Origin of the sequence: Citrobacter sp. H12-3-2, from assembly GCF_009649895.1 — a bacterium.
Classification (GTDB): Bacteria; Pseudomonadota; Gammaproteobacteria; order Enterobacterales; family Enterobacteriaceae; genus Citrobacter; species Citrobacter portucalensis.
Genome location: NZ_CP045837.1, coordinates 1,305,370 through 1,332,366, shown reverse-complemented (window position 1 = coordinate 1,332,366; position 26,997 = coordinate 1,305,370). Strand labels below are relative to the sequence as shown.

Here is a 26,997-nt window from a genome sequence, read left to right as displayed (position 1 = left end):
TCACAACATCGGCTGGCGCTGAGCCAGTTCGATAAAATGCTGCAGGGCGGGCTTTAGCTCGCCTTTTTTCCACGCCATCAACAGCGCAATGGTCGGAACATCGCCAACAATAGGGCGGAAAACCACCTGTCCGGTATTAAAATTATTCATATAACCGGGTATCAAAGTCACCCCCAGCCCCATGCCGACCAGGTTCATGGTCACCAGAATGTTGGTTGCCACCTGCACAATGTTGGGCTGGCTTTTTTGCTGCTGAAACCAGTTTTTGACAATCATCGCTAACGCGCCAGAGTAGGCCGGATCGGTGCTGACAAAATTCACGCCGTGTAGTTGTTCTGCGGAGATTGCTTGCTCATTAGCTAACGGATGATTCACCGGTAAAACCACGACTAACGGCTCATGAATCAGCTCCAGATAATCGAGATCCGGGCTGTACACCGGGTGGCGCATTAAGCCCACATCCAGCTCTCCACTCAGGATCTTCTCTTCCTGTTCGGTGGTGATCAGACTCACCAGCTCAATGTGCGTATCAGGCTGTTTTAAACGAAACAAAGGCAGCACCTTCGGCAGCAGATTTACCTCTGCGGAAGGGACAAAACCGATGGCGAAATGATTATCTTCCTGCACCGTTTTACGGGCACGAGCTTTGGCGTTTTCCGCCTGTTCGAGGATCGCCTGCGCATCTTGTAAAAAGCACTCTCCCGCCGCCGTCAGCGCAACTTTTCGTTTATCCCGCACCAGCAACGGAACGCCCACGCACGTTTCCAGATCGCGGATCTGGCTGCTTAACGACGGCTGAGAGGTATGCAGCTTTTCTGCCGCTCGGGTGAAATTCAGCGCCTGCGCCACCGCTACGAAATAGCGTAAGTGCCTCAGTTCCATGCCCTTCTCCTTGTTATCGAAAAAATGTCTCAACTGGTAGAAATTTACTATTTCACAGATTGATAACTAATCAGCAACATCCTTAGGGTACAAAAAAAGAAGGTCAATACATCTTAGCTTTCAGGATTAAAAAATATGACCACACCCTCAAATTTAGACATCTACCAACTGATCGACACGCAAAACGGTCGCGTAACCCCACGAATTTATACCGACCCTGAAATTTACCAACTGGAGCTGGAACGCATCTTCGGACGCTGCTGGTTATTTCTAGCCCACGAAAGCCAAATCCCCAAACCCGGTGATTTTTTTAACACCTACATGGGCGAGGATGCAGTTGTGGTGGTTCGCCAGAAAGACGGCAGCATCAAAGCGTTTCTCAACCAGTGTCGCCACCGCGCAATGCGCGTCAGCTACGCCGACTGCGGCAATACCCGCGCCTTCACCTGCCCGTATCACGGCTGGTCGTACGGCATTAACGGCGAGCTGATCGACGTTCCGCTGGAACCGCGCGCCTACCCGCAAGGGCTGTGCAAATCGCACTGGGGGCTGAACGAAGTTCCTGGCGTAGAGAGCTACAAGGGACTGATTTTCGGCAACTGGGATACCTCCGCGCCTGCGTTGCGCGATTATCTCGGCGACATCGCCTGGTATCTCGACGGTGTGCTGGATCGTCGTGAAGGCGGCACCGAAATCGTCGGTGGCGTACAAAAGTGGACCATCGATTGTAACTGGAAATTCCCCGCCGAACAGTTTGCCAGCGACCAGTATCACGCGCTGTTCAGCCATGCCTCGGCCGTGCAGGTGCTGGGGGCAAAAGACGACGGCAGCGACAAACGCCTGGGCGACGGACAAACCGCCCGCCCGGTGTGGGAAACCGCCAAAGACGCGCTACAGTTCGGTCAGGATGGCCACGGTAGCGGATTTTTCTTTACCGAAAATCCCGATGCCAACGTCTGGGTCGACGGCGAAGTCTCCAGCTATTACCGCGACACCTACGCGGAAGCCGAGCAGCGTCTGGGTAAAGTTCGCGCCCTGCGTCTGGCCGGTCACAACAACATTTTCCCAACGCTTTCCTGGCTCAACGGTACTGCCACCTTAAGGGTCTGGCATCCGCGCGGACCGGATCAAGTTGAAGTATGGGCATTCTGTATTACCGATAAAGCCGCCTCTGATGAAGTGAAAGCCGCGTTTGAAAACAGCGCCACGCGCGCCTTTGGCCCCGCCGGATTCCTGGAGCAGGACGACTCGGAAAACTGGTGTGAAATTCAAAAACTGCTGAAGGGTCACCGCGCACGCAACACCAAGTTGTGTCTGGAAATGGGGCTTGGCCAGGAGAAACGTCGTGAAGACGGCATTCCGGGGATCACCAACTACATCTTTTCGGAAACCGCCGCGCGCGGCATGTATCAGCGCTGGGCCGATTTACTCAGCAGCGAAAGCTGGCAGGAAGTGCAGGAAAAAACCGCCGCTTACCAGCAGGAGGTGATGAAATGAGCACCTTAGTTTCTCAGGAACTACACCACCGCATTACACAGTTTCTCTACCATGAAGCCAGCCTGCTGGATGACTGGAAGTTTCGTGACTGGCTGGCACAACTGGATGAAGACATTCGCTACACCATGCGTACGACGGTCAATGCCCAGACGCGCGATCGTCGTAAAGGCGTGCAGCCGCCGACCACCTGGATTTTCAACGACAACAAGGACCAGCTCGAACGTCGTATCGCGCGGCTGGAAACAGGCATGGCCTGGGCGGAAGAGCCACCGTCGCGTACCCGGCACCTGATCAGCAACTGCCAGGTCAGTGAAACTGGGGTTCCCGACGTCTTTGCCGTGCGCCTTAATTATCTGCTGTATCGCGCGCAAAAAGAGCGCGATGAAACCTTTTACGTCGGCATGCGCATAGACAAAGTGCGCCGTTTGCCGGGCGATGAGTGGCGCTTACTGGAGCGTGAGATCGTGCTGGATCAAGCGGTGATCACCTCCCATAACCTGAGTGTACTGTTCTGATGAGTCGTGTTTATGCCTGCCCCGTAGGGGATTTGCCGGAGGGTGAAGCGCTCCGGCTTGATACCTCGCCCGTCATCGCGCTGTTCAACGTTGGCGGCGAGTTCTATGCCATTAACGATCGCTGTAGCCACGGTAACGCCTCGATGTCGGAAGGCTATCTGGAAGACGACGCTACGGTGGAATGCCCGCTGCATGCCGCCAGTTTTTGCCTGAAAACCGGCAAGGCGTTGTGTCTACCCGCCACCGACGCGCTCACCACCTACGCGGTATATGTAGACGGTAGCGATGTGTTTGTTGATATTCCAGAGGACGCAAGATGAGCGATTTACGCGATAACGTGGTCTTTATCACCGGCGGCGGCTCCGGTCTTGGTCTGGCACTGGTCGAGCGTTTCATCGAAGAAGGTGCGCGGGTCGCCACGCTGGAGCTGTCGCCAGCTAAAGTTGCCAGCCTGCGTCAGCGCTTTGGCAAACATGTGCTGGCAATCGAAGGCAACGTCACCTTCTACGCCGACTATCAGCGCGCGGTAGCTCAAATCCTGACGCATTACGGTACGCTGGACTGTTTTATCGGAAATGCGGGGATATGGGATCACAACGCCTCGTTGGTCAATACGCCTGCGGATGCGCTGGAGAGCGGCTTTCATGAGCTGTTTAACGTCAACGTGCTGGGCTATCTGCTGGGCGCGAAAGCCTGTGCCCCAGCACTTATCGCCAGCGAAGGCAGCATCATCTTTACCCTGTCCAATGCGTCGTGGTATCCCGGCGGCGGCGGCCCGCTGTATACCGCCAGCAAACATGCGGCTACCGGGCTGATTCGCCAGCTGGCATACGAGCTGGCACCAAAGATTCGTGTTAACGGTGTCGGTCCATGCGGTATGGCGACAGATCTACGCGGCCCGCAGGCGCTGGGACAAAACGATACATCGATTATGCAGTCGCTGACGCCGGAAAAAATCGCCGCTATTTTGCCACTACAATTTTTCCCGGAGCCTGCGGATTTTACCGGCCCGTATGTGATGCTGGCGTCAAAGCGCAACAACCGCACATTGAGCGGCGTGATGATCAATGCCGACGCCGGTCTGGGTATTCGCGGTATTCGTCACGTCGCCGCCGGACTGGATCTCTGAGGAGGCGTTATGAACCCAAAAACTATTGCTATCGTCGGCGGCGGTCAGGCGGCGGCTATGGCTACCGCTGCACTGCGCCAACAAGGTTTTGACGGCGAATTACACCTGTTTTCCGATGAGCAGCATCTACCCTATGAACGCCCACCGCTCTCCAAAGCGATGCTACTGGACGACAATCCGCAACTTCAGCCGATACTCCCCGCTGACTGGTGGCGGGAACACAACGTACAGCTGCATCTGGGGGTTACTGTGCAGACGCTCGGCCGCCAAACGCATCAGTTGGTGCTGGCTAATGGGCAGAGTTATCCATGGGATCGGCTACTGATTGCGACGGGCGCTGCGGCACGCCCCCTTCCGCAACTGGATAAGCTGGGCGATCGTTGCTTCACCCTACGCCACGCGGGCGATGCCGAGCGCCTGCGCGACAATTTATTGCCGGGCAAGTCGATTGTCATTGTCGGTGCGGGCACCATTGGTCTGGAACTGGCGGCCAGCGCGACTCAACGCGGCTGTCAGGTGACGGTGGTGGAGCTGGCGCCAACGGTCATGGGCCGCAACGCGCCTGCTCCGGTGCGCGACTACCTGCTAGCCCGCCACCAACTTGCGGGTGTGCGGGTATTGCTTAACAGCGCTATTGAGCATGCCGAAGCGGGAGAGTCTCTCTCGCTCAGGCTACAAAACGGCGAAACTCTCACCGCTGATGCGGTGATCTATGGCATCGGTATCGTGGCGAACGATATGCTGGCCCGCGAAGCGGGGCTGGAGACAGTGAACGGCATTATCGTTGATGCCGCCTGCACCACCTCCGATCCCGCGATTTTCGCCGCCGGTGACGTAGCGATAACGCGCCTGGCTGACGGTTCGTTAGTACGCGTGGAAAGCTGGGAAAACGCCAATTTTCAGGCACAGGTTGCCGCCGCCGCGATGCTCAATCAACCGCAGCCAGCAGCAACGCCGGGCTGGTTCTGGACCGATCAATATCGCGATAATTTGCAGTTTATTGGCGAAATGCAGGGAGACAGCTGGCTCATACGCGGCAATTCAGATGCGCAGAGAGCAATATGGTTTAACCTACAGGATGGCGTGATTGTTGGGGCAGTAACGTTGAATCAGGGCCGAGAAATACGTTTATTGAGAAAATGGATTCAGGCAAAGAAAAAGCCGCCAGTGGCGGCTTTAATCGATGAAACAATCTTGCTTAAGTCAATATAACTGCCGGATGGCACTTCGTTTTATCTGGCCTACATGTGAGTTACCTGTAGGCCAGAAAAGGTGTTTACACCACCATCAGGCAATCCGTATGACTTACGCGTAAACCGGGAAACGTGCACAGATATCCAGCACTTTACCTTTGACGCGCTCGATAACAGCTTCGTCATTGATGTTGTCCAGAACGTCACACATCCAGCCAGCCAGCTCTTTCACTTCAGCTTCTTTAAAGCCACGGCGAGTCACAGCCGGAGAACCGATACGGATACCGGAAGTCACAAACGGGCTCTTCGGATCGTTCGGTACGCTGTTTTTGTTAACGGTGATATTAGCACGGCCCAGCGCGGCGTCAGCTTCTTTACCGGTCAGGTTTTTATCAACCAGATCCAGCAGGAACAGGTGGTTTTCAGTACCGCCAGAAACCACTTTGTAGCCACGGTTCAGGAACACTTCCACCATCGCTTTGGCGTTTTTGGCAACCTGCTGTTGGTAAACCTTGAACTCAGGCTCCATCGCTTCTTTCAGCGCCACAGCTTTCGCCGCGATCACGTGCATCAGCGGGCCGCCCTGCGCGCTTGGGAACACAGCGGAGTTCAGTTTTTTGTACAGCTCTTCGTCACCGCCTTTCGCCAGGATCAGGCCACCGCGTGGACCCGCCAGGGTTTTGTGGGTGGTGGTGGTCACAACGTGTGCGTGTGGAACCGGGTTCGGATAAACGCCTGCGGCAATCAGACCTGCAACGTGCGCCATATCGACGAACAGATATGCACCGATGCTGTCGGCGATTTCGCGCATTTTTGCCCAGTCAACAACGCCGGAGTAAGCAGAGAAGCCACCGATGATCATCTTCGGTTTGTGCTCTTTGGCCTGCTTCGCCATGTCTTCGTAGTCAATTTTGCCGGACTCATCAATACCGTAAGGGATGATGTTGTACAGTTTGCCGGAGAAGTTAACCGGGGAGCCGTGAGTCAGGTGGCCGCCTTGTGCCAGGTTCATACCCAGAACGGTATCGCCCGGTTGCAGCAGAGCGGTGTAAACAGCAAAGTTAGCCTGAGAGCCGGAGTGCGGTTGTACGTTAGCGTAGTCAGCGCCAAACAGCTCTTTTGCGCGATCGATAGCCAGTTGCTCAACGATATCAACGTACTCGCAACCGCCGTAGTAGCGCTTGCCCGGATAACCTTCAGCATATTTGTTGGTCAGCTGAGAACCCTGCGCCTGCATAACACGCGGGCTGGTGTAGTTTTCGGAGGCGATCAGTTCGATGTGCTCTTCCTGACGTACTTTTTCCTGCTCCATAGCCTGCCACAGTTCGGCATCATAATCGGCAATGTTCATTTCACGCTTTAACATCCGCATCTCCTGACTCAGCTAACAATAAAATTTTCGGCCTTAAAAGGCGGTCCGTAGGACAACGGCGAACAGTATAACCGAATCATTCTTCGATAACAGGTCTTGACAAAGGATTTTACGCAAACGATTACCTTCAAGGTACGCAAGGCTTTGGAGAACAAAGGTCTGCTGAATTTCAACGGATTTCTTTTCAGGTTTGTGATGCAGATTTTTCACGATGTAACCTTTACAACGCAAAGTTACAAAGAACCATTTACAATGCAGGGGTATTTTTTATAAGATGCATTTGACATACATCATTAAAGTCTCAGATAAAGGAAGACCGTATGCTTGACGCACAAACCATCGCTACAGTGAAAGCCACCATTCCCCTGCTGGTTGAAACAGGCCCGAAGCTGACCGCCCATTTCTACGACCGCATGTTTACGCATAACCCAGAGCTGAAAGAAATCTTCAACATGAGTAATCAGCGTAATGGCGATCAGCGTGAAGCGCTGTTTAACGCTATTGCCGCGTATGCCAGCAATATCGAAAACCTGGCGGCACTGTTGCCGGCTGTTGAGAAAATCGCACAGAAGCATACCAGCTTCCAGATTAAACCCGAGCAGTACAACATCGTGGGTGGCCATTTACTGGCAACGCTGGACGAAATGTTCAGCCCAGGCCAGGAAGTTCTGGATGCGTGGGGCAAAGCATACGGTGTGCTGGCGAACGTTTTCATCAACCGTGAAGCGCAAATCTACAGCGAAAATGCCAATAAAAATGGCGGCTGGGAAGGTACCCGTCCTTTCCGCATCGTGGCAAAAACCCCACGCAGTGCACTTATCACCAGCTTTGAATTTGAACCTGTCGACGGTGGCGCAGTAGCTGAATATCATCCGGGGCAATATCTGGGCGTCTGGTTAAAGCCGGAAGGTTTCCCGCATCAGGAAATTCGTCAGTACTCACTGACCCGTAAACCCGATGGCAAAGGCTACCGTATTGCGGTTAAGCGTGAGGACGGTGGTCAGGTTTCAACCTGGCTGCACAACCATGCGAATGTTGGCGACGTTGTTCGCCTGGCCGCACCTGCGGGCGATTTCTTTATGGACGTTGCGACCGACACCCCGGTATCTCTGATCTCCGCGGGCGTGGGACAAACCCCAATGCTGGCGATGCTGGATACGCTGGCAAAAGCGCAGCATACGGCGCAGGTTAACTGGTTCCATGCGGCAGAAAATGGTGACGTGCATGCCTTCGCTGATGAAGTTAATGAACTCGGCAAAACGCTGCCACGCTTTAGCGCACACACCTGGTATCGTGAGCCAACCGAAGCCGATCGTGCGAAAGGTGCCTTTGATAGCGTAGGTCTGATGGATTTGAACAAACTGGAAAGCGCAATCAGCGATCCGGCGATGCAGTTTTATCTGTGCGGTCCGGTTGGTTTCATGCAGTTCGCCGCGAAGCAGCTGGTCGGTCTGGGCGTGAAAAACGAGAACATTCATTACGAGTGCTTTGGCCCGCACAAAGTCTTGTAATGTGTTACGCAAGTAGGCCGGATAAGGCGTTTACGCCGCCATCCGGCAATCACTCTGCCTGATGCGCTACGCTTATCAGGCCTACAAATTAACGGCGCGGCTTAGATTGCCGCGTCGTCTTCTTCACCGGTACGAATACGAATAACGCGTGCCACGTCGAAGACAAAAATCTTACCGTCACCGATCTTGCCGGTCTGGGCAGTACGGATAATGGTGTCGACGCAGGTATCGACGATGTCGTCGGTAACCACAATTTCAATTTTTACCTTCGGCAGAAAATCCACCATATATTCCGCACCACGGTACAGCTCGGTATGGCCTTTCTGACGGCCAAAACCTTTCACTTCTGTCACAGTCATACCGGTAATGCCGACTTCTGCCAGCGCTTCGCGGACGTCGTCCAGCTTGAAGGGTTTAATAATCGCATCAATCTTTTTCATGCTATTCCTTGAAAAGGTCGCCTGTCTTTTGATCGAATAAAGCTAACATAATCCGCAGATTTATTCTTTGAAATCGTTTGCATCCAGCTCGTGCCGAGAAAGCAATTTATAGAATTCGGTGCGGTTGCGCCCCGCCATTCTTGCCGCGTGGGTCACATTGCCCTTGGTGATTTGCAGCAGCTTACGCAGATAGTTGAGCTCAAACTGGTTACGCGCCTCAACAAAGGTCGGCAGCGCGGTGTTTTCCCCTTCCAGCGCCTGCTCCACCAGCGCGTCGCTGATCACCGGCGAAGAGGTCAACGCCACGCACTGCTCAATTACGTTGACCAGCTGACGCACGTTGCCCGGCCAGCTAGCGGTCATTAACCGCTTCATGGCATCGGTTGAAAAGGCGCGTACGAACGGTTTGTGCCGTTCAGCAGACTGGCGCAGCAGATGGTTCGCCAGCAGCGGAATATCTTCCGTACGCTCGGCCAGCGCAGGGATCTTCAGGCTCACCACATTGAGGCGATAGTACAAATCCTCGCGAAATTCGCCCCGTGCCATCGCTTTGGGTAAATCGCGGTGGGTCGCAGAAACGATCCGCACATCAATGTCGATATCGCGGTTACTGCCCAACGGTCTGACTTTTCGTTCCTGCAATACGCGCAGCAGTTTCACCTGTAACGGCGCAGGCATATCGCCAATCTCATCGAGAAACAGCGTGCCGCCTTCTGCGGCCTGAAACAGCCCTTCACGATTGCTCACCGCACCGGTAAAAGCACCGCGCGCATGACCAAACAGTTCTGATTCCAGCAGTTGTTCCGGCAACGCGCCGCAGTTAATGGCAATGAAAGGTTTTTGGCTGCGTGGGCTGGCGTTGTGAATAGCCTGAGCGAAAACTTCTTTCCCGGTTCCGCTTTGGCCGTTAATCAAAACGCTAACGTCCGATTGCGCCACCATCCGCGCCTGTTCCAGCAGGCGTAGCATCAGCGGGCTGCGGGTAACGATAGATTCGCGCCAGCTGTCATCGGTGGCGGGCGCAGACTGTTCCAGCGCCCCGTCAATCGCGTGATATAACGCGTCCTTGTCGACTGGTTTAGTGAGGAAACTGAACACCCCTTGCTGGGTCGCCGCAACAGCGTCCGGGATGGAGCCGTGAGCGGTTAGGATAATCACCGGCATCCCAGGCTGTACTTTCTGGATTTCAGTAAACAGCTGCATGCCGTCCATTTCATCCATGCGCAGATCGCTAATAACCAGATCCACTTTTTCACGGTTCAGCACCCGTAACCCTTCCTGCCCACTTTCCGCGGTCACGACGCTGTAGCCTTCGCTGGTCAGTCGCATTCCAAGTAATTTCAACAGTCCCGGATCGTCATCCACCAGCAGCAGATGCGCGGGCTTACGGCTTATCATGGCGTAACCTCATCGGCAGACGGCGCTGTGCCTTCTTCGTTATCAGGCGTAGTGAGTTTATCGTTCCCGTGCAGCGCATCAGGATTGTAGTTACCGCCAGGTTTGCGCGTGGAAAGCTGGCGCTCAATATCGGTCAGATTCTCCAGCTTGCGGGTCGTGAGATCGAGCTGGGACTGCAAATGCTGTTGCTGTTGGCGCAGCGTATCGAGATCGCTGTCGGACGCCTGCTGGAGTTTACTGTAGCGCATACGCTCTTCGGCAAGCTGCAACTGCAACGTTTGGCTACTGCGCCATACCTGATACAGCGGGCGTACCTGCGGCGGAATTTGCGGGCTTAACGCATCGAGGCGCGTAACAGCCTCCCGCCTTTCAGGCGGCGTAATGTTGGCGTTATCGAGCAGGATCCCACGCCTGAATGCGCCCTGCCAGGTATCTGTCATCAGGGTGCTGGCTTCACTACGCGCCTGCACCGGCATCAGGCGATTGGCACAATCCATCGCCCGCAGCCAGTACAACGGATTGGTTTCTGTAGACTGGCCAGACAGCGACCAGATATCCGTACAGTCGGTTGCAAGGTAGTCCGCCAGTTGATTAGGCGGAATTTTCTCCTGCGAGGGATCGCCGATAATATGATTCACCGCGTTCGGGACACAACCAACCAGCGCCAGGCACGGCAGGCTTGCGAGGATGACGCGACGAAGAAAATGTCGTTTAAGCATTCGGACAACAACGTATGGCATACTCACCAGACTTAGGTTTATTTTAGTGATTTTTCGCAGCAGCTGGCGGCAGTTCTATGCGAAAACAAACGTTTTGCGCATGGTCATCAACCAGATACAGCTTGCCCCGCATACGGCGGATACAATCTCTGGCAATGCTTAGCCCCAACCCGCTTCCTTTTACCGCCCCTTTTCGCTGATGACTCCCCTGGAAAAAAGGCTCGAAGATCATGGTCTGTTCTGCTTCTGGAATCGGTGTGCCGGTATTCATTACATCGATGTATACCGTTGAGCCATGCAAACTGCTGCGGATCCAAATGTTACCGGATTCAGCACCATAGTGCACCGCATTGGAATAAAGATTGTCCAGCACGCTCATCAACAGCATCGGTTCTGCCAGGCAGGTTTTCACCGCAAGCGCAACATCAGTATGTATCATTTTGGCGCGAGCGGGCAGGCTATGCGCAGAAACAACGCTTTCCACCAGCGGCGCGATTTCCACACTTTCAAGTTCCACCTCGTCATCAGCCAGCTTGCGGTTGTAATCGAGGAGTTGTTCAATCAGCTTTTGCAGGTTACGGCTGCTGTCATCCAGAATACCGACCACCTCTTTTTGCTCCGGTGTTAACGGGCCAACCACCTGATCGGCCAACAATTCGGTACCTTCGCGCATGCTCGCCAGCGGTGTTTTCAGCTCATGGGAAAGATGGCGTAAAAACTGATGCCGTTGCGACTCAAGCCAGGAGAGGCGTTCGCTTAACCAGATGATACGCTGCCCCACGGATCTCAATTCCCGTGGCCCGGTAAATAATACGCTATCCCCCAGCGAGCGCCCTTCCCCCAGACAGTTGATCATCCGTTCAATACCCTTCACCGGACCGATAATCATGCGGGTAAACAGCAAGACCATCGCCAGGCTGACGAGAAACAGCACCAGTGCCTGCCAGCCAAAAAACTGCCCGCGTTCGGCTATTTCCTGCTGTAACTGCTGCCCACGAGAAAAGACCACGGTACGCGTCGCTTGCACCATCTCGGTATTGGCATTGGCGAACGCTTCCAGCCGTGCAGCCGACACACTGTCAGGACCACTGTTTTTACACTGCAACTGCGCGAGATCGTTAAGATCCTGACGCAACGCCTGGTAGAGCTTGATATCCGGCAACACCCCCGCATGCGCATCCAGCATGTCGCTGTAGCGTTTACGCTGGCTTTGGTAGACCCTGGCCAATGTTGGGTCATCAAGCACGCAGTATTGCCGATAGCTGCGCTCCATCTCCAGCGCGACGTTGGTCATCGCCTCGCTGCGTCTGGCATCAATCAGCGTGGTGCGGTTTGTCAGCGCAGCCTGCGCGCTCAGGGCATTCAGACTTTGCCATGCCTGCCAGGCCAGAACTAACAACGGCAGCAGGATAAGCAAGAAGGCCAACGTCACCAATTGACGTAAAGATCGGGGAAAAACTGACCAGCGCTTCAAGGCGTTACTCTCAATGGACAGGAATAGATTGATGCTAACTGAGGGGAACGCCAGATACAACAAAGCCGGGATTAACCCGGCTTTGTTGTGGAATAAGGCGGTGCCTAACTCGACGTTTCGCCCGGAGGTTGATATGAGCAATGCTAATATCAGATGTTGGACGGCAGGCACCTTGTTGTGCGTCATTCGAAGTTTATGTAGCACGTCCCGAAGGGGCTGACATAAGAAGGTGAATGAGCCACTGGTTAATATTATGCAGCATCTGTGCCAATATTCAAAACACTTTATTAACACAATGATAAGTATGAAAAATATTATTATTTTCACAAATAACAATTCTGGCTGTTTTTTGTTCTCTCTGTCGCCAATCAGCAACACTTGCAGCACTTAAAAACAAATCCCTATTAAATCAAATAATTAAACGTCTCTTTTTGACGACACCACAACCCTGTCCATGTCGGCATTTCCCGACACTTTACTTTTAGGTGCAAGCGCTGAGTTTATTGCCGGATGGCGGCGTGAACGCCTTATCCGGCCTACAACCGCATTTTCCCTGTAGGCCTGATAAGCGTAGCGTCATCAGGCGGGTTTCATCCGGCAGACAAAAAAAAGCCCCTCGCGAAGAGGGGCTTGATGACTATTGAGCGAATTAACCGAGCTGTTTACGCGCGTTGCGGAAAATACGCATCCACGGGCTATCCTCGCCCCAGTTTTCCGGGTGCCAGGAGTTGCTCACGGTACGGAACACACGTTCCGGGTGCGGCATCATAATGGTGACGCGACCATTTTCAGTGGTCACTGCAGTAATACCGTTCGGCGAACCGTTCGGGTTAGCCGGATAGGTCTCGGTCACCTTACCGAAGTTATCAACGTAGCGCAGCGCCACCAGACCTTTGCTCTCAAGCTGAGCCAGATGCGCACCGTCACGCACTTCCACACGACCTTCACCGTGAGAAACGGCAATCGGCATCATCGAACCCACCATATCGGCAAGCAGTAAGGATGGGCTTTGCGTCACTTCGACCAGACTGAAGCGGGCTTCAAAGCGGTCGGAGTGGTTACGCACAAAGCGCGGCCACAGGTCGCTTCCTGGGATCAGCTCACGCAGGTTAGACATCATCTGACAACCGTTACACACGCCGAGTGCCAGCGTTTGCGGGCGATGGAAGAAGGTTTCGAACTCATCACGGACGCGGTTGTTGAACAGAATCGACTTCGCCCAACCTTCACCAGCGCCAAGCACATCGCCGTAAGAGAAGCCGCCGCAGGCCACCAGCGCCTGGAAGTTACCCAGGCCGATACGTCCGCCCAGCAGGTCACTCATGTGCACATCGATGGCGTCGAAACCCGCACGGTGGAAGGCTGCTGCCATTTCAACGTGGGAGTTCACGCCCTGCTCGCGCAGTACGGCCACTTTGGGACGCGCACCGGTGGCGATGTACGGAGCGGCAACATCTTCGTTGATATCAAACGACAGTTTAACGTTGAGACCAGGGTCCGCATCGTTGGTTTTAGCGTCGTGTTCTTGATCGGCGCATTCCGGATTGTCACGCAGACGCTGCATCTGCCAGGTGGTTTCCGCCCACCACATACGCAGGGTTGTACGGCTTTCGCTAAACACCGGCTGGCCGTTAGCGGTCAGGTTGAAGCGGTCACCTTCAACGGCTTTACCGAGGAAGTGTACGCAGTCTGCCAGGCCGTGGGCAGCCAGAATCGCTTCCACCGCCTCACGTTCAGCAGCACGAACCTGAATCACCGCACCCAGTTCTTCGTTAAACAGCGCCGCCAGACGATCTTCACCCAGAGAGTGGATATCAGCGTCAATACCGCAGTGACCGGCGAAGGCCATTTCCGCCAGCGTAACCAGCAGACCGCCGTCAGAACGGTCATGATAGGCCAGCAGCTTACGCGCAGCGACCAGCGCCTGAATCGCATCGTAGAAGCCTTTCAGTTGCTCAACGTTACGCACGTCGGCAGGCTTATCGCCCAGTTGACGGTAAACCTGCGCCAGCGACGTAGCGCCCAGCGCATTGTGACCAAGACCGAGGTCAATCAGCAGCAGGGCGTTGTCTTCAGTAGACAGCTGCGGGGTAATGGTGTGGCGCACATCTTCCACGCGGGCAAAGGCGGTAATCACCAGCGACAGTGGCGAGGTCATTTCACGCTGCTCGTTACCTTCCTGCCAGCGGGTTTTCATCGACATAGAGTCTTTGCCCACTGGAATGGTCAGGCCGAGCGCCGGGCATAGCTCTTCCCCGACGGCTTTTACTGCTTCGTACAGGCCAGCATCTTCACCAGGGTGACCCGCAGCCGCCATCCAGTTTGCCGACAGCTTAATACGTTTGATGTCGCCAATCTGCGTTGCCGCAATGTTGGTCAGCGCTTCACCGACCGCCAGACGCGCAGAGGCAGAGAAATCCAGTAGCGCAACCGGCGCGCGTTCGCCGATAGACATTGCTTCGCCGTAGTAGCTATCGAGGCTTGCGGTTGTGACCGCGCAGTTGGCGACCGGGATCTGCCACGGACCAACCATCTGGTCACGCGCCACCATGCCGGTAACGGTACGGTCACCGATGGTCACGAGGAACGTTTTCTCCGCGACAGTCGGCAGATGCAGCACGCGGTTAACCGCATCTGCAATCGAGATTTCACCACGATTCAGGGCATCGCCTTTGGCTTTCAGCGTCTGCACATCGCGGGTCATTTTCGGTGTTTTACCCAGCAGCACATCGAGCGGCATGTCGATCGGCTGGTTGTCGAAGTGGCTGTCGCTCAAGGTCAGATGCTGTTCTTCGGTAGCTTCACCAATCACCGCATACGGCGCGCGCTCGCGCTTACACAGTTCGTCAAACAGCGGTAATTGATCGGCAGCAACCGCCAGCACGTAGCGTTCCTGGGATTCGTTACACCAGATTTCCAGCGGGCTCATACCCGGCTCGTCGCTGAGGATATCGCGCAGCTGGAACTTACCACCGCGACCACCATCGCTTACCAGCTCCGGCATAGCGTTAGACAGTCCACCCGCACCAACGTCATGGATAAACAGAATCGGGTTCGCATCACCCATCTGCCAGCAACGGTCGATAACTTCCTGGCAACGACGTTCCATTTCCGGGTTGTCACGCTGTACGGAAGCGAAATCAAGATCTGCATCAGACTGGCCGGAAGCCATAGAGGAGGCTGCCCCACCGCCAAGGCCAATGTTCATCGCCGGGCCGCCGAGGACGATAAGCTTAGCGCCAACGACGATCTCGCCCTTCTGCACGTGATCGGCACGGATGTTACCGATCCCGCCTGCCAGCATGATCGGTTTATGGTAACCGCGCAGCTCTTCGCCGTTGTGGCTGTTGACCTTTTCTTCATAGGTACGGAAGTAGCCGGTCAGCGCCGGACGACCAAATTCGTTGTTAAACGCCGCGCCGCCCAGCGGGCCTTCGGTCATGATATCAAGCGCGGTAACAATACGGTCCGGCTTACCGAAGTCTTCTTCCCACGGCTGTTCAAAGCCAGGAATACGCAGGTTGGAAACGGAGAAACCCACCAGCCCGGCTTTCGGTTTTGCACCGCGACCTGTTGCGCCCTCGTCGCGGATTTCGCCACCGGAGCCGGTTGCAGCACCTGGCCACGGAGAGATAGCCGTCGGGTGGTTGTGAGTTTCAACCTTCATCAGGATGTGGGCTGGTTCCTGATGGAAATCGTAGCGGCCGGTTTTGTGGTCGGCAAAATAGCGGCCCACTTCAGAGCCTTCCATTACCGCAGCGTTGTCTTTATAGGCAGACAGCACGTGGTCCGGCGTGGTTTCGAAGGTATTCTTGATCATCTTGAACAGCGACTTCGGCTGCTGTTTACCATCGATAACCCAGTCGGCGTTAAAAATCTTGTGGCGGCAGTGCTCAGAGTTGGCCTGCGCAAACATGTATAGTTCAATATCGTTCGGGTTACGTCCCAGTTTGGTGAACGCATCCTGCAGATAGTCAATTTCGTCTTCCGCCAGCGCCAGACCCAGACGCAGGTTAGCGTCGATCAGCGCCTGACGCCCCTCACCCAGTAGATCAACGCTGGAGACCGGCGCCGGTTGGTGATGGGCAAACAGTTTTTCGGCATCGTTCAGCGAAGAGAAAACCGTTTCCATCATGCGATCGTGCAGTTCGTCGGCCACCATCTGCCATTGCTCAGCGGTCAGCGTGGAGGCTTCTACATACCAGGCAATGCCACGTTCCAGGCGGCTAATCTGGTGCAGGCCGCAGTTGTGGGCAATATCAGTCGCTTTAGAAGACCACGGGGAGATGGTGCCAGGGCGAGGCGTAACCAGCAGCAGTTTGCCTTCCGGGGCGTGGCTTTGCAGAGCAGGACCATATTTCAGCAGGCGTGCAAGCTGCGCGTGCTCATCTTCATTTAACGGTGCATTCAGATCGGCAAAATGGACGTACTCGGCGTAAATGTTGTGGACCTGGAGGTTGGCAGCCTGAAAACGTGCCAGCAGTTTGTTAATACGGAATGCAGACAGTGCAGGTGAACCACGCAGAATTTCCATCATAAGTCTCTCGTCTTCTAAGCTTTCGGTGTGCCCAAGTGGGGGAAACGGGCGTCATTATAAAGAATCTACCGCGCCGACGAAACCGTTTGCGTCGAAATAAAATCACGACCGTCACTTATCATCAAATGCGGTCAGATTTCTGAATAAGTTGCCAACTGACGCAAGTTTAAGCAAAATGCCGTTCATTAATGACGACTTCACTTCTTAATCAACACCACAGCAGACAGAGACAACGTACGGTTCAGAGAATTAACTAATTGAAAAAATTAAAGATTAATTATCTGTTCATCGGCATATTGACGCTGTTGTTGGCAGCGGCCCTTTGGCCATCTATCCCCTGGTTCGGTAAAGCCGAAAATCGTATCGCCGCCATTCAGTCGCGGGGAGAGCTGCGCGTCAGTACCATTGATTCGCCATTAACTTACGCGACCCTCAACGGCAAAAAATTCGGCCTGGATTATGAACTGGCCCAGGAATTTGCCGACTACTTAGGCGTGAAGTTAAAAGTTACCGTACGCCAGAACATCAGCCAGCTTTTTGACGACCTGGATAACGGCAATGCCGACCTGTTAGCCGCAGGTCTGGTCTATAACAGCGAGCGGGTGAAAAATTACCAGCCAGGCCCGACCTATTATTCGGTTTCACAACAGCTGGTGTACCGGGTTGGGCAATACCGCCCGCGCACGCTTGCCACCGTGAACGAAAACCAACTGACTATCGCCCCGGGGCACGTGGTGGTTAATGACCTCCAGCAGCTAAAAGAGAAAAAATTTCCCGATCTGAGCTGGAAAGTCGATGACAAAAAGGGCACCACCGAACTGCTTGATGATGTAATCGCCGGAAAGCTGGATTACACCATTGCCGATTCTGTTGCCATCAGCTTATATCAACGCGTGCATCCTGAGCTGGCCGTAGCGCTCGACGTCTCTGACGAACAACCGGTGACATGGTTTAGTCGGCTGGACGATGACAACACGCTGTCTGCCGCCCTACTGGATTTCTTCAACACCATGAATGAAGACGGTTCTCTGGCACGGCTGGAAGAGAAATATCTCGGACATGGCGATGATTTTGACTATGTCGATACCCGCTCCTTTTTACGCGCCGTAGACAGCGTGTTGCCGGACCTCAAGCCGCTGTTTGAGAAATATGCGCAAGAGATAGACTGGCGACTGCTGGCCGCTATCTCATATCAGGAATCACACTGGGACGCGCAGGCCACCTCTCCAACCGGCGTACGCGGGCTGATGATGTTGACTAAAAATACCGCTCAGAGTCTCGGGCTGACCGACCGTACCGATGCCGAACAGAGTATCAGCGGCGGGGCGCGATACTTGCAGGATATGATGAGTAAAGTACCGGATACCGTCCCCGAAGGAGAACGCATCTGGTTTGCCCTTGCAGCCTATAACATGGGTTATGCGCACATGCTGGATGCGCGGGCGCTGACGGTGAAAACCAAAGGCAATCCGAACAGTTGGTCCGACGTAAAACAGCGATTACCGCTTCTCAGCCAAAAACCGTATTATAACAAGTTGACCTATGGCTATGCGCGCGGCCACGAAGCTTACGCCTATGTGGAAAATATCCGTAAGTACCAAATTAGCCTGGTGGGATATCTGCAAGAGAAAGAAAAACAGGCGCTAGAAACGCAGCAACTGGCGCAGGATTACCCGACGGTGACGCCCGCAGAACTATTAGGTAAAGAGAAATTCCCGCTTTCGGCGTTTCTGTCTCAAACGTCGTCAAACTACCTGACGCACTCCCCTTCCCTGCTGTTTTCACCGCATAAAAAAGAGGAGAAGTAGTCTTGTACGCCTGATAAGCGCACTGCCGTCAGGCTGAGAGTTACTGATTAGCGGATTTTTTCAGGGCTTTGATTTCCTGCCGGCGCATGCGGAAGAAATCACTGAGCAACGTGGCACATTCATCCCGCAGTACCCCCTCTGTCACTTCAACCCGATGATTCATTCCAGGGTGATGCAGTACATCCATTAATGACCCGGCAGCGCCCGTTTTCGCATCGCGCGCGCCAAAAACGACCCGACCGATACGGCTGTGCACCATCGCGCCAGCGCACATCACGCACGGCTCCAGAGTGACATACAGCGTGGCATCTAACAGACGGTAGTTCTGCAGCACCAGGCCGCCCTGACGCAGCGCCATAATCTCAGCGTGGGCAGTCGGATCATGATGTCCAATCGGGCGGTTCCAGCCTTCGCCAATCACTCGGTTGTTATGTACCAATACCGCACCCACCGGGACTTCACGCTCATCCCAGGCGCGCTTAGCCAGCGTTAAAGCATGACGCATCCAGTATTCGTGGCTAAATTCAACATCTGACAAAGGGGTAACTCCAGTAATCAAAGCGGGCGCATTATACACGTCATACTTCAAATTGCATGTGCGTTAGCTATTCGAGTTGCTGAAGCTCTCCGCGCGGCGTGACGCGCCAGCGATGCTGGCAAAAAGAGAGCAGCGGATTGTCCTGATTACTGTCACTATAGCCACTATAAAGCTGTAGCGGCGCGCCAATGTGGCGTTCCAGTTGTGTCACTTTCTCATGGCCCAGACAGCGCAAAGTCAGTACCCAACCGCCGTATCCCCGCGCCATTTTGCTGGCAATCAGATTGACTCGCGGTAGCCATGGAGTATCAAAGTAAACCTGCTCGACCAGTGACTGCGGAGAGCCGGTAATAAGCCAGATATCAGCGTCAGAGCTTAACAGGTAGGTTGTCAGCCGCTGCTGCACGAGCGGAAACGCCGTCACGTTACGGCGAAACCAGCGCACAAAGTCGGCCTGATGCGCTTTCAGACGCGCCTCGCTGCGGCCAAAAGTGCATCCCCATAACAGCAGGCTCATTGGCCAGCGGGCGGCACGTCCTTTTATCAGCAACGCCAGCGCAATCACCGGTAACAAAGGCAGCACAAGCAACGCGTTCAGCGGCTGGCGACGCAGCAGATAACGAATAAAACTACCGAACATATCCTGCTGGTGTAACGTGCCATCCAAATCAAAAAAGACAACGCGGCGCTGGTGATTGGTCAAACTTTATTCCTCTGGATCAGTGAATCCCAATAGCCAGGTAAACAGGAACCCGGCGATAACTGCTACCAGATAGCCTAACAGATAGAACATCACTTTTCCGGCAACAATCGTCAGTGCCAGCGGTAATCCGGAGATGCCAAAGGTGATGACCGTCGCCACCTTCCAGTAGCTAATCAGCGCCCCACCTACCGCGCCGCCAAGACAGGCACCGATAAACGGCTTACCCAACGGCAGCGTTACGCCAAAAATCAGCGGCTCGCCAATCCCCAGTAGTCCGACCGGTAGCGCCCCTTTGATCACTTTCTTTAGCCGCGCATTACGAGTTTTCATCAGAACCGCGATCGCAGCACCTATTTGCCCAACGCCCGCCATCGCCAGGATCGGAAAAAGCGCGTTATAACCGTGTGCCTGAACCAGCTCAACGTGGATGGGCACCAATCCCTGATGAAGTCCGGTGAGCACCAACGGCAGAAAGGTACCTGCCAGCACGGCACCGACCAGAAAACCGCCGCGATCGATAGCCCATGATGCGCCGTGAGCGATAGATTCAGAAATCCATCCGCCAAGCGGTTGCAGCGCCACAATCGCGATTACGCCGGTAATGATGGTGGTTAGCAGCGGGTTAAGGATAAGCTCCAGTGATTCCGGCAACAGCGTGCGGAATTTACGTTCGATCCAGCACATCAGCGCAACCACCAGCAATACCGCAATAACCCCACCGCGCCCCGGCTGCAACGCTTCGCCAAACAGGGTAATTTGCGCCAGCTGAGGGCTGGAAAGGATCCCCGCCATCACCCCGCCCATTGCCAGGGAGCCACCGAAAACTTTGGCGGTATTCACCCCGACCAGAATATTCATAATGGCAAACACGGCGCTGCCAAATATGCCCATCAACCCCAGCATATTTGGATAGTGGGTCGCAAAATCCCCCACGATATCCGGGCGCTTAAGGATGTTAATAATGCCGGTAATCAAACCGGAGGCGATAAACGCCGGAATAAGAGGGATAAAGACGTTCGCCAGCTTGCGCAGCGCATCGCTCATCGGCGCTTTGTACTTCGCTTTGGCCTCTGACTTGGTGCGCTCAATATCATTGGCACCTGCTCGCTCGCCGCCATCGGCAATCAGGGAACGCATGGCATCCACCACTTTGGCAGCTTTACCGGGGCCGACAATAATCTGGTGCTGTGCGCCCTGCTTCACGTAGCCGCTAACGCCGGGCAGTTGCCTGAGGCGGGGAATATCGATCTGCCCGTCATCCTGAACTTCCACCCTGACACGGGTCATACAGTTTTCCAGACGCAGAATATTGTTCTCTCCGCCAACGCCCAGCAGGATGTCGCTGGCCAGCAACGCCGTCTTATCCATATACACCTCTTAGTGTTCTAACGCCGCGCGTAAAAAACCCTGGTGAGCGGCAAGCTTTTCGCGGGCGGCAGCGGCATCCAGGCCGGTGAGCGCCATTAAAATAGCTGGCTTAACATCATAATCCGTCTGCTTCAGCAGCGTTTCAGCTTGAGCCCGCGCAATACCGGTGGCTTCAACCACCATACGGCACGCCCGATCGACCAGTTTGACGTTGGTTGCCTGCATATCCACCATCAGGTTCTGGTACACCTTGCCAAATTTCACCATCGCGCCGGTGGAGATCATATTGAGCACCAGCTTTTGCGCGGTGCCGGATTTCAGTCGTGTTGACCCGGTCAGCGCCTCAGGCCCCACTACCGGAGAAATAGCAATATCCGCTTCATGCGCGATAGGGGAATCCGGATTGCAAGAAATAGCCGCCGTTGTACAGCCCACCGAACGCGCATATTTCAACCCGCCAATTACATACGGCGTGCGACCAGAAGCTGCCAGCCCCACCACCAGATCCTGTGCGGTAAGATTGAGCCCACGCAGATCGTCTTCGCCTAGCTGCGGGTTATCTTCTGCGCCTTCTACTGCCTTCAGCAAAGCGCCCGGTCCCCCGGCAATCAGCCCAACCACCAGACCGTGTGGGACGCCGAAGGTCGGTGGGCATTCAGACGCGTCCAGCACCCCAAGACGCCCGCTGGTACCTGCTCCCATGTAAATAATGCGTCCACCGGCTTTTAGCGCGTCAGCTGCCGCATCAACCGCGCGCGCAACTTCAGGAAGAGTTGCTTTTACTGCTTCAGCTACCAGCGTATCCTGTTGATTAAAACGATGAACCAACTCCAGAGTGGAGAGCGCATCCAGATCCATGGTCTGAGGATTACGGGTTTCTGAAACTAACGCACCGAGATTCATTTTTTGTTCCTTAGGAATTTTTAATTCATAATATTCTGTCATAATGGAATATTATATTCACTAAGGCGAGTGATATTTTGTTTTGTAATCGCCATCACATTTTCGCCAGGAGAAAGCATGAACTGTTTAATTCGCATTCGTCAGCGTTATCCGGATCTCGCGCAAAGCGATAAAAAACTTGCGGATTATCTTCTTGCTCAGCCGGATACTGCGCGTCATCTCAGTTCACAACAGCTGGCCTTTGAAGCGGGCGTCAGCCAGTCCAGCGTGGTGAAATTCGCGCAAAAGATGGGCTTTAAAGGATTCCCGGCACTCAAACTGGCGATTAGCGAAGCATTGGCCAGCAATCCCAACCCCCATTCCATTCCGGTACATAATCAGATTCGCGGTGACGACCCGATGCGAATGGTAGGCGAGAAACTGATTAAGGAGAACGTGGCGGCGATGCATGCGACGCTGGACGTCAACAGCGAAGAGAAACTGATGGAGAGCGTCACGATGCTGCGTTCAGCCCGCCGCATTATCGTGACAGGGATTGGCGCATCGGGTCTGGTAGCGCAGAATTTTGCCTGGAAGCTGCTGAAGATTGGTTTTAACGCGGTGGTGGAACGCGATATGCACGCCCTACTGGCGACGGTGCAGGCGCTTTCGCCCAACGATCTACTGCTGGCCATTTCGTATACCGGAGAGCGTCGCGAGCTCAACCTGGCTGCGGATGAAACGTTGCGCACCGGCGCGAAAATCCTCGCCATCACCGGATTTACACCGAACGCACTGCAGCAACGGGCAAGTCATTGTCTGTACACCATTGCCGAGGAGCAGGCCACGCGCAGCGCAGCGATTTCCTCCACCCATGCGCAAATGATGCTCACCGATTTACTGTTTATGGCGCTGGTGCAGCAGGATCTGGAGCATGCCCCGGAACGTATTCGCCACAGTGAGGCTCTGGTAAAAAAACTGGTCTGAGCAAAGAATGCGCGTATAATGCCCGCCCGATTTGTGATGTTTTGAGAGTTTCCTGATGGCCCTGTTAATCACTAAAAAGTGTATCAATTGCGATATGTGCGAGCCCGAATGCCCGAATGAGGCGATTTCGATGGGTGATAGCATTTACGAGATTAACAGCGACAAGTGTACGGAATGCGTAGGCCATTACGACACGCCAACCTGCCAGAAGGTGTGCCCGATCCCCAATACTATTTTGAAAGATCCGGCGCATGTCGAAACAGAAGAGCAGCTGTGGGATAAGTTTGTGCTGATGCACCACGCCGATAAACTTTAGCCACGTCGCCATCTGGCGATGAAGTCCCTACCCTGCCCCTGCAACAAACGCATAACCCGTAGGCCGGATAAGACGCTACGCGTCGCCATCCGGCATCGTCCTGAATCTAACTTTCGATAATCACCGTGGCGCAGGCGTAGTGACGCTCATCGGCCAGCGTCACATGCATGTGCGCAACGCCGAGTTTTTCCGCCAGTTTTAACGCCTCTCCCCATAATCGCAGACGCGGCTTACCGAGTTCGTCGTTAAAGACTTCAAACTGATTAAACGCCAGCCCATTGCGAATACCCGTGCCAAAGGCTTTTGCTGCCGCCTCTTTGACTGCAAAACGCTTCGCCAGAAAACGCACCGGCTGCTGATGCGTTTCCCAGATTGCCCATTCGTTGTCGCTGAGCACACGTCTTGCCAGGCGGTCGCCGGAACGGGAGATCACCGCTTCGATGCGGGCAATCTCCACGATATCCGTACCTAATCCCAGAATCGCCATTAGCCACGCGCTTCCAGCATCAGGCGCTTCATTTCGACTACGGCCTCTTTCAGGCCGCTCATCACCGCACGTCCAATAATGGCATGGCCAATGTTCAGCTCGTGCATTTCCGGGATCCGCGCGATAGCTTTAACGTTGTGATACGTCAGACCGTGACCCGCATTCACCTTCAGGCCAAGACTTGCAGCATAGGTTGCCGCTTTGGCGATACGCGCCAGTTCGCTGGCCTGTTCTGCGTCGGTTTTCGCATCGGCGTAACAGCCGGTGTGAATCTCAATAAACGGTGCGCCAACTTCCGCAGCGGCCTTAATCTGATCTTCATCGGCATCGATAAACAGCGAAACCAGAATGCCTGCGTCCGCCAGCCGTTTGCAGGCATCGCGCATCTTGTCACGCTGACCGGCGACGTCCAGCCCACCTTCAGTGGTAACTTCCTGACGTTTTTCCGGCACCAGGCAGCAAAAATGCGGCTTAGTCTCAACGGCAATCGACAGCATCTCTTCGGTGACTGCCATTTCCAGATTCATGCGCGTATCCAGCGTCTGGCGCAAAATACGTACGTCACGGTCGGTGATATGACGACGGTCTTCACGCAGGTGTACGGTAATACCGTCCGCGCCCGCCTGTTCAACGATAAACGCTGCCTGAACCGGGTCCGGATATGCGGTACCGCGTGCATTACGTAAAGTGGCAATGTGGTCAATGTTGACGCCTAACAGTAATTCGGCCATGACAATCCTCGTTTTTTATTTTCGCTTCGGCATAAACTGCCGGAATAATTCGCGGCTCTTTAAGGGCTTACCACCAAGATACGGCTTTAACGCCATGCGGGTAAAGCGTTTCGCGGCGCGAAGCGTATCAGCATCCGGAAATTCCCGCGATTCGAGTGCTTTCAGATGGCGTCCGGTAAAGGTGGCGTTATCAATCACTACGCTTGCGATAAACCCTTTTTCTTCCCTGTAGCGATAGGTCATGGTGTCGTCTACCGGCTCGCCGCTGCCCGCACAGTGGGTAAAATCGACGCCATACCCCAGATGACCAAGTAAGGCCAGCTCAAAGCGACGCAATGCAGGTTCTGGCGAACCCGTGGCGCCAGCCAGCGCCTGAATGCAGTTCAGGTAATCGAAAAATAGTGCAGAAAAACGGGTTTCGTATTCGAGTACGCGCGAGATAAGCTCGTTAATATACAAGCCGCTGTACAGCGTGATTCCGCTAAGGGGGAGTGCCAGAGAAACGGCTTCGGCGCTGCGCAAGGTTTTGACCTCGCCACGTCCACCAAAGCGAAGCAACAACGGGGTAAAAGGCTGGAGTGCGCCTTTAAGATTGGAGCGTTTGGAACGTGCGCCTTTAGCCACAAGGCGCACGCGACCCGACTCTTCCGTGAAGACGTCCAGCACGAGACTGGTTTCGCTCCAGGGGCGACTATGCAGGACAAAAGCGCGTTGCCATCCTTCCATATACTCGCCGTGTTTCAGAAGATGTGTTTAGACGTCGTCGCCGTAACCGAGGCTACGCAGCGCGCGTTCGTCATCGGCCCAGCCGGATTTCACTTTCACCCACAGTTCGAGGTGAACGGGCGCTTCGAACATCTCCTGCATGTCTTTACGCGCTTCGATGCCGATGGTTTTAATCTTGGCCCCTTTGTTGCCAATAACCATCTTCTTCTGCCCTTCACGTTCAACGAGGATCAGACCGTTGATGTCGTAGCCACCGCGCTCGTTAGAGATAAAACGCTCAATCTCCACGGTAACGGAGTACGGCAGTTCAGCACCCAGAAAACGCATCAGCTTTTCACGGATGATTTCAGAGGCCATAAAGCGCTGAGAACGGTCGGTGATGTAATCTTCCGGGAAGTGATGAATAGCTTCCGGCAAATGCTTACCCACGATGCCCGCAACGGTATCGACATTCAAGCCGGTTTCGGCAGAAATCGGTACGATATCAAGGAAGTTCATCTGGCTTGCCAGGAACTGCAGGTGCGGCAGCAGATCGGCTTTTTCCTGAACGTTGTCGACTTTGTTGACGGCCAGAATAACCGGGGCTTTGCCATCACGCAGCTTGTTGAGCACCATTTCGTCGTCCGGCGTCCAGCGGGTGCCTTCGACAACGAAAATAACCAGTTCAACATCACCGATCGAGCTGCTCGCCGCTTTGTTCATCAAGCGGTTAATAGCCCGTTTTTCTTCCATATGCAGACCCGGGGTATCAACATAAATCGCCTGATACGCGCCTTCGGTATGGATGCCAACAATACGGTGACGTGTTGTCTGAGCCTTACGTGAGGTAATAGAAATCTTCTGCCCAAGCAGATTATTCAACAGGGTGGATTTGCCGACGTTCGGGCGACCGACGATAGCAATAAATCCGCAGTAGGTTTTCTCTTCGCTCATTCCAGCTCCAGTTTTTTCAACGCCTGTTCGGCGGCAGCCTGCTCAGCCTTACGACGGCTCGAACCTGTGCCAACCACCGGTTCACTCAGGCCGCTGACCTGGCAGTGGATAGTAAATTCTTGATCGTGTGCTTCACCACGGACCTGTACCACCAAATAAGACGGCAGAGGCAGGTGGCGGCCCTGCAAATATTCCTGCAGGCGCGTTTTCGGATCTTTTTGTTTGTCGCCTGGGCTAATTTCATCCAGACGAGTTTGATACCAGTTCAGGATCAATTGCTCAACGGTTTGAATATCGCTGTCGAGGAAGACGCCGCCGATCAAAGCTTCAACGGTATCCGCCAGGATTGATTCACGACGGAAGCCGCCGCTTTTCAGCTCACCTGGCCCCAAACGTAAACATTCACCGAGGTCAAACTCACGGGCTAATTCAGCCAGCGTATTGCCGCGAACCAGCGTCGCGCGCATGCGGCTCATATCGCCTTCATCCACACGCGGGAAACGGTGATACAGCGCATTAGCGATAACAAAGCTCAAAATAGAGTCGCCTAAAAATTCTAAACGCTCGTTATGTTTGCTGCTGGCGCTCCGGTGAGTTAATGCCTGCTGCAACAGCTCCTGATGATTAAAAGTGTAGCCCAGCTTCCGTTGAAGCCGATTAATTACGATGGGGTTCATGCGATACCAATAAATGAATGCGTCAACAATTCAGCACACGAAACAGACCTGATATACGCACTTCGCTGAGCCATCTGGCTTCGCCTGCATGCATTTATATACAAACCAACGCTGTTTCGTGTGCCGTGGCAACCTGTCGGTGCCAACCTAAAACTTCGGGGGAATATTCTATAC

25 protein-coding genes are annotated in these 26,997 nt (G+C 54.3%); 9 read left to right on the top strand and 16 right to left on the bottom strand.

All coding sequences use genetic code 11. From position 1 onward, the window contains the following. Complete coding sequence (gene hcaR, locus GHC22_RS06320; RefSeq protein WP_153752474.1) at window positions 1-882, bottom strand: DNA-binding transcriptional regulator HcaR; 882 nt, start codon at window positions 880-882, stop codon at window positions 1-3. Window positions 883-1,017: 135 nt separating this feature from the next. Here hcaR and hcaE point away from each other — a divergent pair, with 135 nt between their 5' ends. The 5 genes from hcaE to hcaD are packed head-to-tail and all read left to right on the top strand — an operon-like array spanning window position 1,018 to window position 5,235. Then, window positions 1,018-2,379, top strand: coding sequence for a 3-phenylpropionate/cinnamic acid dioxygenase subunit alpha (hcaE, locus tag GHC22_RS06315; RefSeq protein ID WP_032944240.1), 1,362 nt, complete (start codon window positions 1,018-1,020; stop codon window positions 2,377-2,379). Next, a complete protein-coding gene (gene hcaF, locus GHC22_RS06310; protein ID WP_032944241.1) occupies window positions 2,376-2,894 on the top strand; it encodes a 3-phenylpropionate/cinnamic acid dioxygenase subunit beta in 519 nt (172 codons plus the stop codon). Before hcaE ends, hcaF begins: the two co-directional genes overlap by 4 nt. Beyond that, on the top strand, window positions 2,894-3,214 hold the full coding sequence (gene hcaC / locus GHC22_RS06305; protein ID WP_032944244.1) for a 3-phenylpropionate/cinnamic acid dioxygenase ferredoxin subunit: 321 nt from the start codon (window positions 2,894-2,896) through the stop codon (window positions 3,212-3,214). The genes hcaF and hcaC overlap by 1 nt, the downstream gene beginning before the upstream one ends. After that, window positions 3,211-4,023 carry a 3-phenylpropionate-dihydrodiol/cinnamic acid-dihydrodiol dehydrogenase gene (hcaB, locus tag GHC22_RS06300; protein WP_153752473.1) on the top strand — a complete coding sequence of 271 codons (813 nt, stop codon included), beginning with the start codon at window positions 3,211-3,213 and terminating at the stop codon, window positions 4,021-4,023. Before hcaC ends, hcaB begins: the two co-directional genes overlap by 4 nt. Before the next feature lie 9 nt (window positions 4,024-4,032). Further along, entirely contained in the window at window positions 4,033-5,235 is a 1,203-nt protein-coding gene (gene hcaD / locus GHC22_RS06295; protein WP_153752471.1) for a phenylpropionate dioxygenase ferredoxin reductase subunit, read from the top strand. 93 nt (window positions 5,236-5,328) lie between these two features. Here hcaD and glyA read toward each other — a convergent pair whose 3' ends face one another. Then, window positions 5,329-6,582, bottom strand: a complete 1,254-nt coding sequence (gene glyA, locus GHC22_RS06290) for a serine hydroxymethyltransferase (protein ID WP_003835277.1) — start codon at window positions 6,580-6,582, stop codon at window positions 5,329-5,331. A gap of 326 nt (window positions 6,583-6,908) precedes the next feature. Between glyA and hmpA the strand changes: the two genes are divergently transcribed. After that, window positions 6,909-8,099, top strand: coding sequence for an NO-inducible flavohemoprotein (gene hmpA / locus GHC22_RS06285; RefSeq protein ID WP_153752469.1), 1,191 nt, complete (start codon window positions 6,909-6,911; stop codon window positions 8,097-8,099). Window positions 8,100-8,200: 101 nt separating this feature from the next. On the opposite strand, the gene glnB is transcribed toward hmpA, so the two are convergent. From glnB to purL, 5 genes are all read right to left on the bottom strand, one after another. Beyond that, window positions 8,201-8,539: a nitrogen regulatory protein P-II gene (gene glnB, locus GHC22_RS06280; RefSeq protein WP_002914032.1), complete on the bottom strand. Its 339-nt coding sequence runs from the start codon at window positions 8,537-8,539 to the stop codon at window positions 8,201-8,203. 60 nt (window positions 8,540-8,599) lie between these two features. After that, window positions 8,600-9,934, bottom strand: coding sequence for a two-component system response regulator GlrR (gene glrR, locus GHC22_RS06275; protein ID WP_304502732.1), 1,335 nt, complete (start codon window positions 9,932-9,934; stop codon window positions 8,600-8,602). Next, on the bottom strand, window positions 9,934-10,677 hold the full coding sequence (qseG, locus tag GHC22_RS06270) for a two-component system QseEF-associated lipoprotein QseG (RefSeq protein ID WP_153752467.1): 744 nt from the start codon (window positions 10,675-10,677) through the stop codon (window positions 9,934-9,936). The genes glrR and qseG overlap by 1 nt, the downstream gene beginning before the upstream one ends. A 22-nt stretch (window positions 10,678-10,699) precedes the next feature. After that, window positions 10,700-12,130, bottom strand: a complete 1,431-nt coding sequence (gene qseE / locus GHC22_RS06265; protein WP_153753961.1) for a two component system sensor histidine kinase QseE/GlrK — start codon at window positions 12,128-12,130, stop codon at window positions 10,700-10,702. A 649-nt stretch (window positions 12,131-12,779) separates the two neighbouring features. After that, window positions 12,780-16,667 (bottom strand): phosphoribosylformylglycinamidine synthase, encoded by a 3,888-nt coding sequence (gene purL / locus GHC22_RS06260; protein WP_153752465.1) that lies wholly within the window; start codon window positions 16,665-16,667, stop codon window positions 12,780-12,782. Window positions 16,668-16,924: 257 nt separating this feature from the next. On the opposite strand from purL, the gene mltF reads away from it, so the two are divergent. Further along, window positions 16,925-18,475, top strand: a complete 1,551-nt coding sequence (mltF, locus tag GHC22_RS06255; RefSeq protein WP_008785489.1) for a membrane-bound lytic murein transglycosylase MltF — start codon at window positions 16,925-16,927, stop codon at window positions 18,473-18,475. A gap of 40 nt (window positions 18,476-18,515) precedes the next feature. On the opposite strand, the gene tadA is transcribed toward mltF, so the two are convergent. The 4 genes from tadA to murQ all read right to left on the bottom strand — a co-directional run bounded on the left by tadA (window position 18,516) and on the right by murQ (window position 21,987). Then, complete coding sequence (gene tadA, locus GHC22_RS06250; RefSeq protein ID WP_229235875.1) at window positions 18,516-18,980, bottom strand: tRNA adenosine(34) deaminase TadA; 465 nt, start codon at window positions 18,978-18,980, stop codon at window positions 18,516-18,518. 100 nt (window positions 18,981-19,080) lie between these two features. Beyond that, window positions 19,081-19,716: a phosphatidylglycerophosphatase C gene (yfhb, locus tag GHC22_RS06245; RefSeq protein WP_008785491.1), complete on the bottom strand. Its 636-nt coding sequence runs from the start codon at window positions 19,714-19,716 to the stop codon at window positions 19,081-19,083. 3 nt (window positions 19,717-19,719) lie between these two features. Further along, on the bottom strand, window positions 19,720-21,084 hold the full coding sequence (locus GHC22_RS06240) for a PTS transporter subunit EIIC (RefSeq protein ID WP_008785492.1): 1,365 nt from the start codon (window positions 21,082-21,084) through the stop codon (window positions 19,720-19,722). A gap of 9 nt (window positions 21,085-21,093) precedes the next feature. Next, window positions 21,094-21,987, bottom strand: coding sequence for an N-acetylmuramic acid 6-phosphate etherase (murQ, locus tag GHC22_RS06235; RefSeq protein WP_032944255.1), 894 nt, complete (start codon window positions 21,985-21,987; stop codon window positions 21,094-21,096). Between the two features lie 117 nt (window positions 21,988-22,104). On the opposite strand from murQ, the gene GHC22_RS06230 reads away from it, so the two are divergent. Together GHC22_RS06230 and GHC22_RS06225 are read left to right on the top strand one after the other, a co-directional pair. Continuing rightward, window positions 22,105-22,953 carry a MurR/RpiR family transcriptional regulator gene (locus GHC22_RS06230; RefSeq protein ID WP_032944256.1) on the top strand — a complete coding sequence of 283 codons (849 nt, stop codon included), beginning with the start codon at window positions 22,105-22,107 and terminating at the stop codon, window positions 22,951-22,953. A 55-nt stretch (window positions 22,954-23,008) separates the two neighbouring features. Then, on the top strand, window positions 23,009-23,269 hold the full coding sequence (locus GHC22_RS06225) for a YfhL family 4Fe-4S dicluster ferredoxin (RefSeq protein WP_003037590.1): 261 nt from the start codon (window positions 23,009-23,011) through the stop codon (window positions 23,267-23,269). Between the two features lie 106 nt (window positions 23,270-23,375). Here the strand turns inward: GHC22_RS06225 and acpS are convergent, their stop codons facing one another. From acpS to rnc, 5 genes are read right to left on the bottom strand one after another with little or no spacing between them, the layout of a single operon-like run. Continuing rightward, window positions 23,376-23,756, bottom strand: coding sequence for a holo-ACP synthase (gene acpS / locus GHC22_RS06220; protein ID WP_003037588.1), 381 nt, complete (start codon window positions 23,754-23,756; stop codon window positions 23,376-23,378). Then, the gene (pdxJ, locus tag GHC22_RS06215; RefSeq protein ID WP_153752463.1) at window positions 23,756-24,487 is read right to left on the bottom strand and encodes a pyridoxine 5'-phosphate synthase; all 732 of its coding nucleotides are present in this window, start codon (window positions 24,485-24,487) and stop codon (window positions 23,756-23,758) included. The genes acpS and pdxJ overlap by 1 nt, the downstream gene beginning before the upstream one ends. A 15-nt stretch (window positions 24,488-24,502) precedes the next feature. Continuing rightward, a complete protein-coding gene (recO, locus tag GHC22_RS06210) occupies window positions 24,503-25,213 on the bottom strand; it encodes a DNA repair protein RecO (protein WP_008785495.1) in 711 nt (236 codons plus the stop codon). Between the two features lie 27 nt (window positions 25,214-25,240). Next, window positions 25,241-26,146 carry a GTPase Era gene (gene era, locus GHC22_RS06205; protein ID WP_153752461.1) on the bottom strand — a complete coding sequence of 302 codons (906 nt, stop codon included), beginning with the start codon at window positions 26,144-26,146 and terminating at the stop codon, window positions 25,241-25,243. Beyond that, window positions 26,143-26,823 carry a ribonuclease III gene (gene rnc / locus GHC22_RS06200; RefSeq protein ID WP_003037579.1) on the bottom strand — a complete coding sequence of 227 codons (681 nt, stop codon included), beginning with the start codon at window positions 26,821-26,823 and terminating at the stop codon, window positions 26,143-26,145. The genes era and rnc overlap by 4 nt, the downstream gene beginning before the upstream one ends. Window positions 26,824-26,997: the final 174 nt, after the last annotated feature.

What these genes read in the sequence shown, in the direction of transcription:
- hcaR (WP_153752474.1), bottom strand. Translation starts at nt 882, where the DNA reads ATGGAACTGAGGCACTTACGCTATTTCGTAGCGGTGGCGCAGGCGCTG.
- hcaE (WP_032944240.1), top strand. Translation starts at nt 1,018, where the DNA reads ATGACCACACCCTCAAATTTAGACATCTACCAACTGATCGACACGCAA.
- hcaF (WP_032944241.1), top strand. Translation starts at nt 2,376, where the DNA reads ATGAGCACCTTAGTTTCTCAGGAACTACACCACCGCATTACACAGTTT.
- hcaC (WP_032944244.1), top strand. Translation starts at nt 2,894, where the DNA reads ATGAGTCGTGTTTATGCCTGCCCCGTAGGGGATTTGCCGGAGGGTGAA.
- hcaB (WP_153752473.1), top strand. Translation starts at nt 3,211, where the DNA reads ATGAGCGATTTACGCGATAACGTGGTCTTTATCACCGGCGGCGGCTCC.
- hcaD (WP_153752471.1), top strand. Translation starts at nt 4,033, where the DNA reads ATGAACCCAAAAACTATTGCTATCGTCGGCGGCGGTCAGGCGGCGGCT.
- glyA (WP_003835277.1), bottom strand. Translation starts at nt 6,582, where the DNA reads ATGTTAAAGCGTGAAATGAACATTGCCGATTATGATGCCGAACTGTGG.
- hmpA (WP_153752469.1), top strand. Translation starts at nt 6,909, where the DNA reads ATGCTTGACGCACAAACCATCGCTACAGTGAAAGCCACCATTCCCCTG.
- glnB (WP_002914032.1), bottom strand. Translation starts at nt 8,539, where the DNA reads ATGAAAAAGATTGATGCGATTATTAAACCCTTCAAGCTGGACGACGTC.
- qseG (WP_153752467.1), bottom strand. Translation starts at nt 10,677, where the DNA reads ATGCCATACGTTGTTGTCCGAATGCTTAAACGACATTTTCTTCGTCGC.
- purL (WP_153752465.1), bottom strand. Translation starts at nt 16,667, where the DNA reads ATGATGGAAATTCTGCGTGGTTCACCTGCACTGTCTGCATTCCGTATT.
- tadA (WP_229235875.1), bottom strand. Translation starts at nt 18,980, where the DNA reads ATGCGTCATGCTTTAACGCTGGCTAAGCGCGCCTGGGATGAGCGTGAA.
- GHC22_RS06240 (WP_008785492.1), bottom strand. Translation starts at nt 21,084, where the DNA reads ATGGATAAGACGGCGTTGCTGGCCAGCGACATCCTGCTGGGCGTTGGC.
- murQ (WP_032944255.1), bottom strand. Translation starts at nt 21,987, where the DNA reads ATGAATCTCGGTGCGTTAGTTTCAGAAACCCGTAATCCTCAGACCATG.
- GHC22_RS06230 (WP_032944256.1), top strand. Translation starts at nt 22,105, where the DNA reads ATGAACTGTTTAATTCGCATTCGTCAGCGTTATCCGGATCTCGCGCAA.
- GHC22_RS06225 (WP_003037590.1), top strand. Translation starts at nt 23,009, where the DNA reads ATGGCCCTGTTAATCACTAAAAAGTGTATCAATTGCGATATGTGCGAG.
- acpS (WP_003037588.1), bottom strand. Translation starts at nt 23,756, where the DNA reads ATGGCGATTCTGGGATTAGGTACGGATATCGTGGAGATTGCCCGCATC.
- pdxJ (WP_153752463.1), bottom strand. Translation starts at nt 24,487, where the DNA reads ATGGCCGAATTACTGTTAGGCGTCAACATTGACCACATTGCCACTTTA.
- recO (WP_008785495.1), bottom strand. Translation starts at nt 25,213, where the DNA reads ATGGAAGGATGGCAACGCGCTTTTGTCCTGCATAGTCGCCCCTGGAGC.
- era (WP_153752461.1), bottom strand. Translation starts at nt 26,146, where the DNA reads ATGAGCGAAGAGAAAACCTACTGCGGATTTATTGCTATCGTCGGTCGC.
- rnc (WP_003037579.1), bottom strand. Translation starts at nt 26,823, where the DNA reads ATGAACCCCATCGTAATTAATCGGCTTCAACGGAAGCTGGGCTACACT.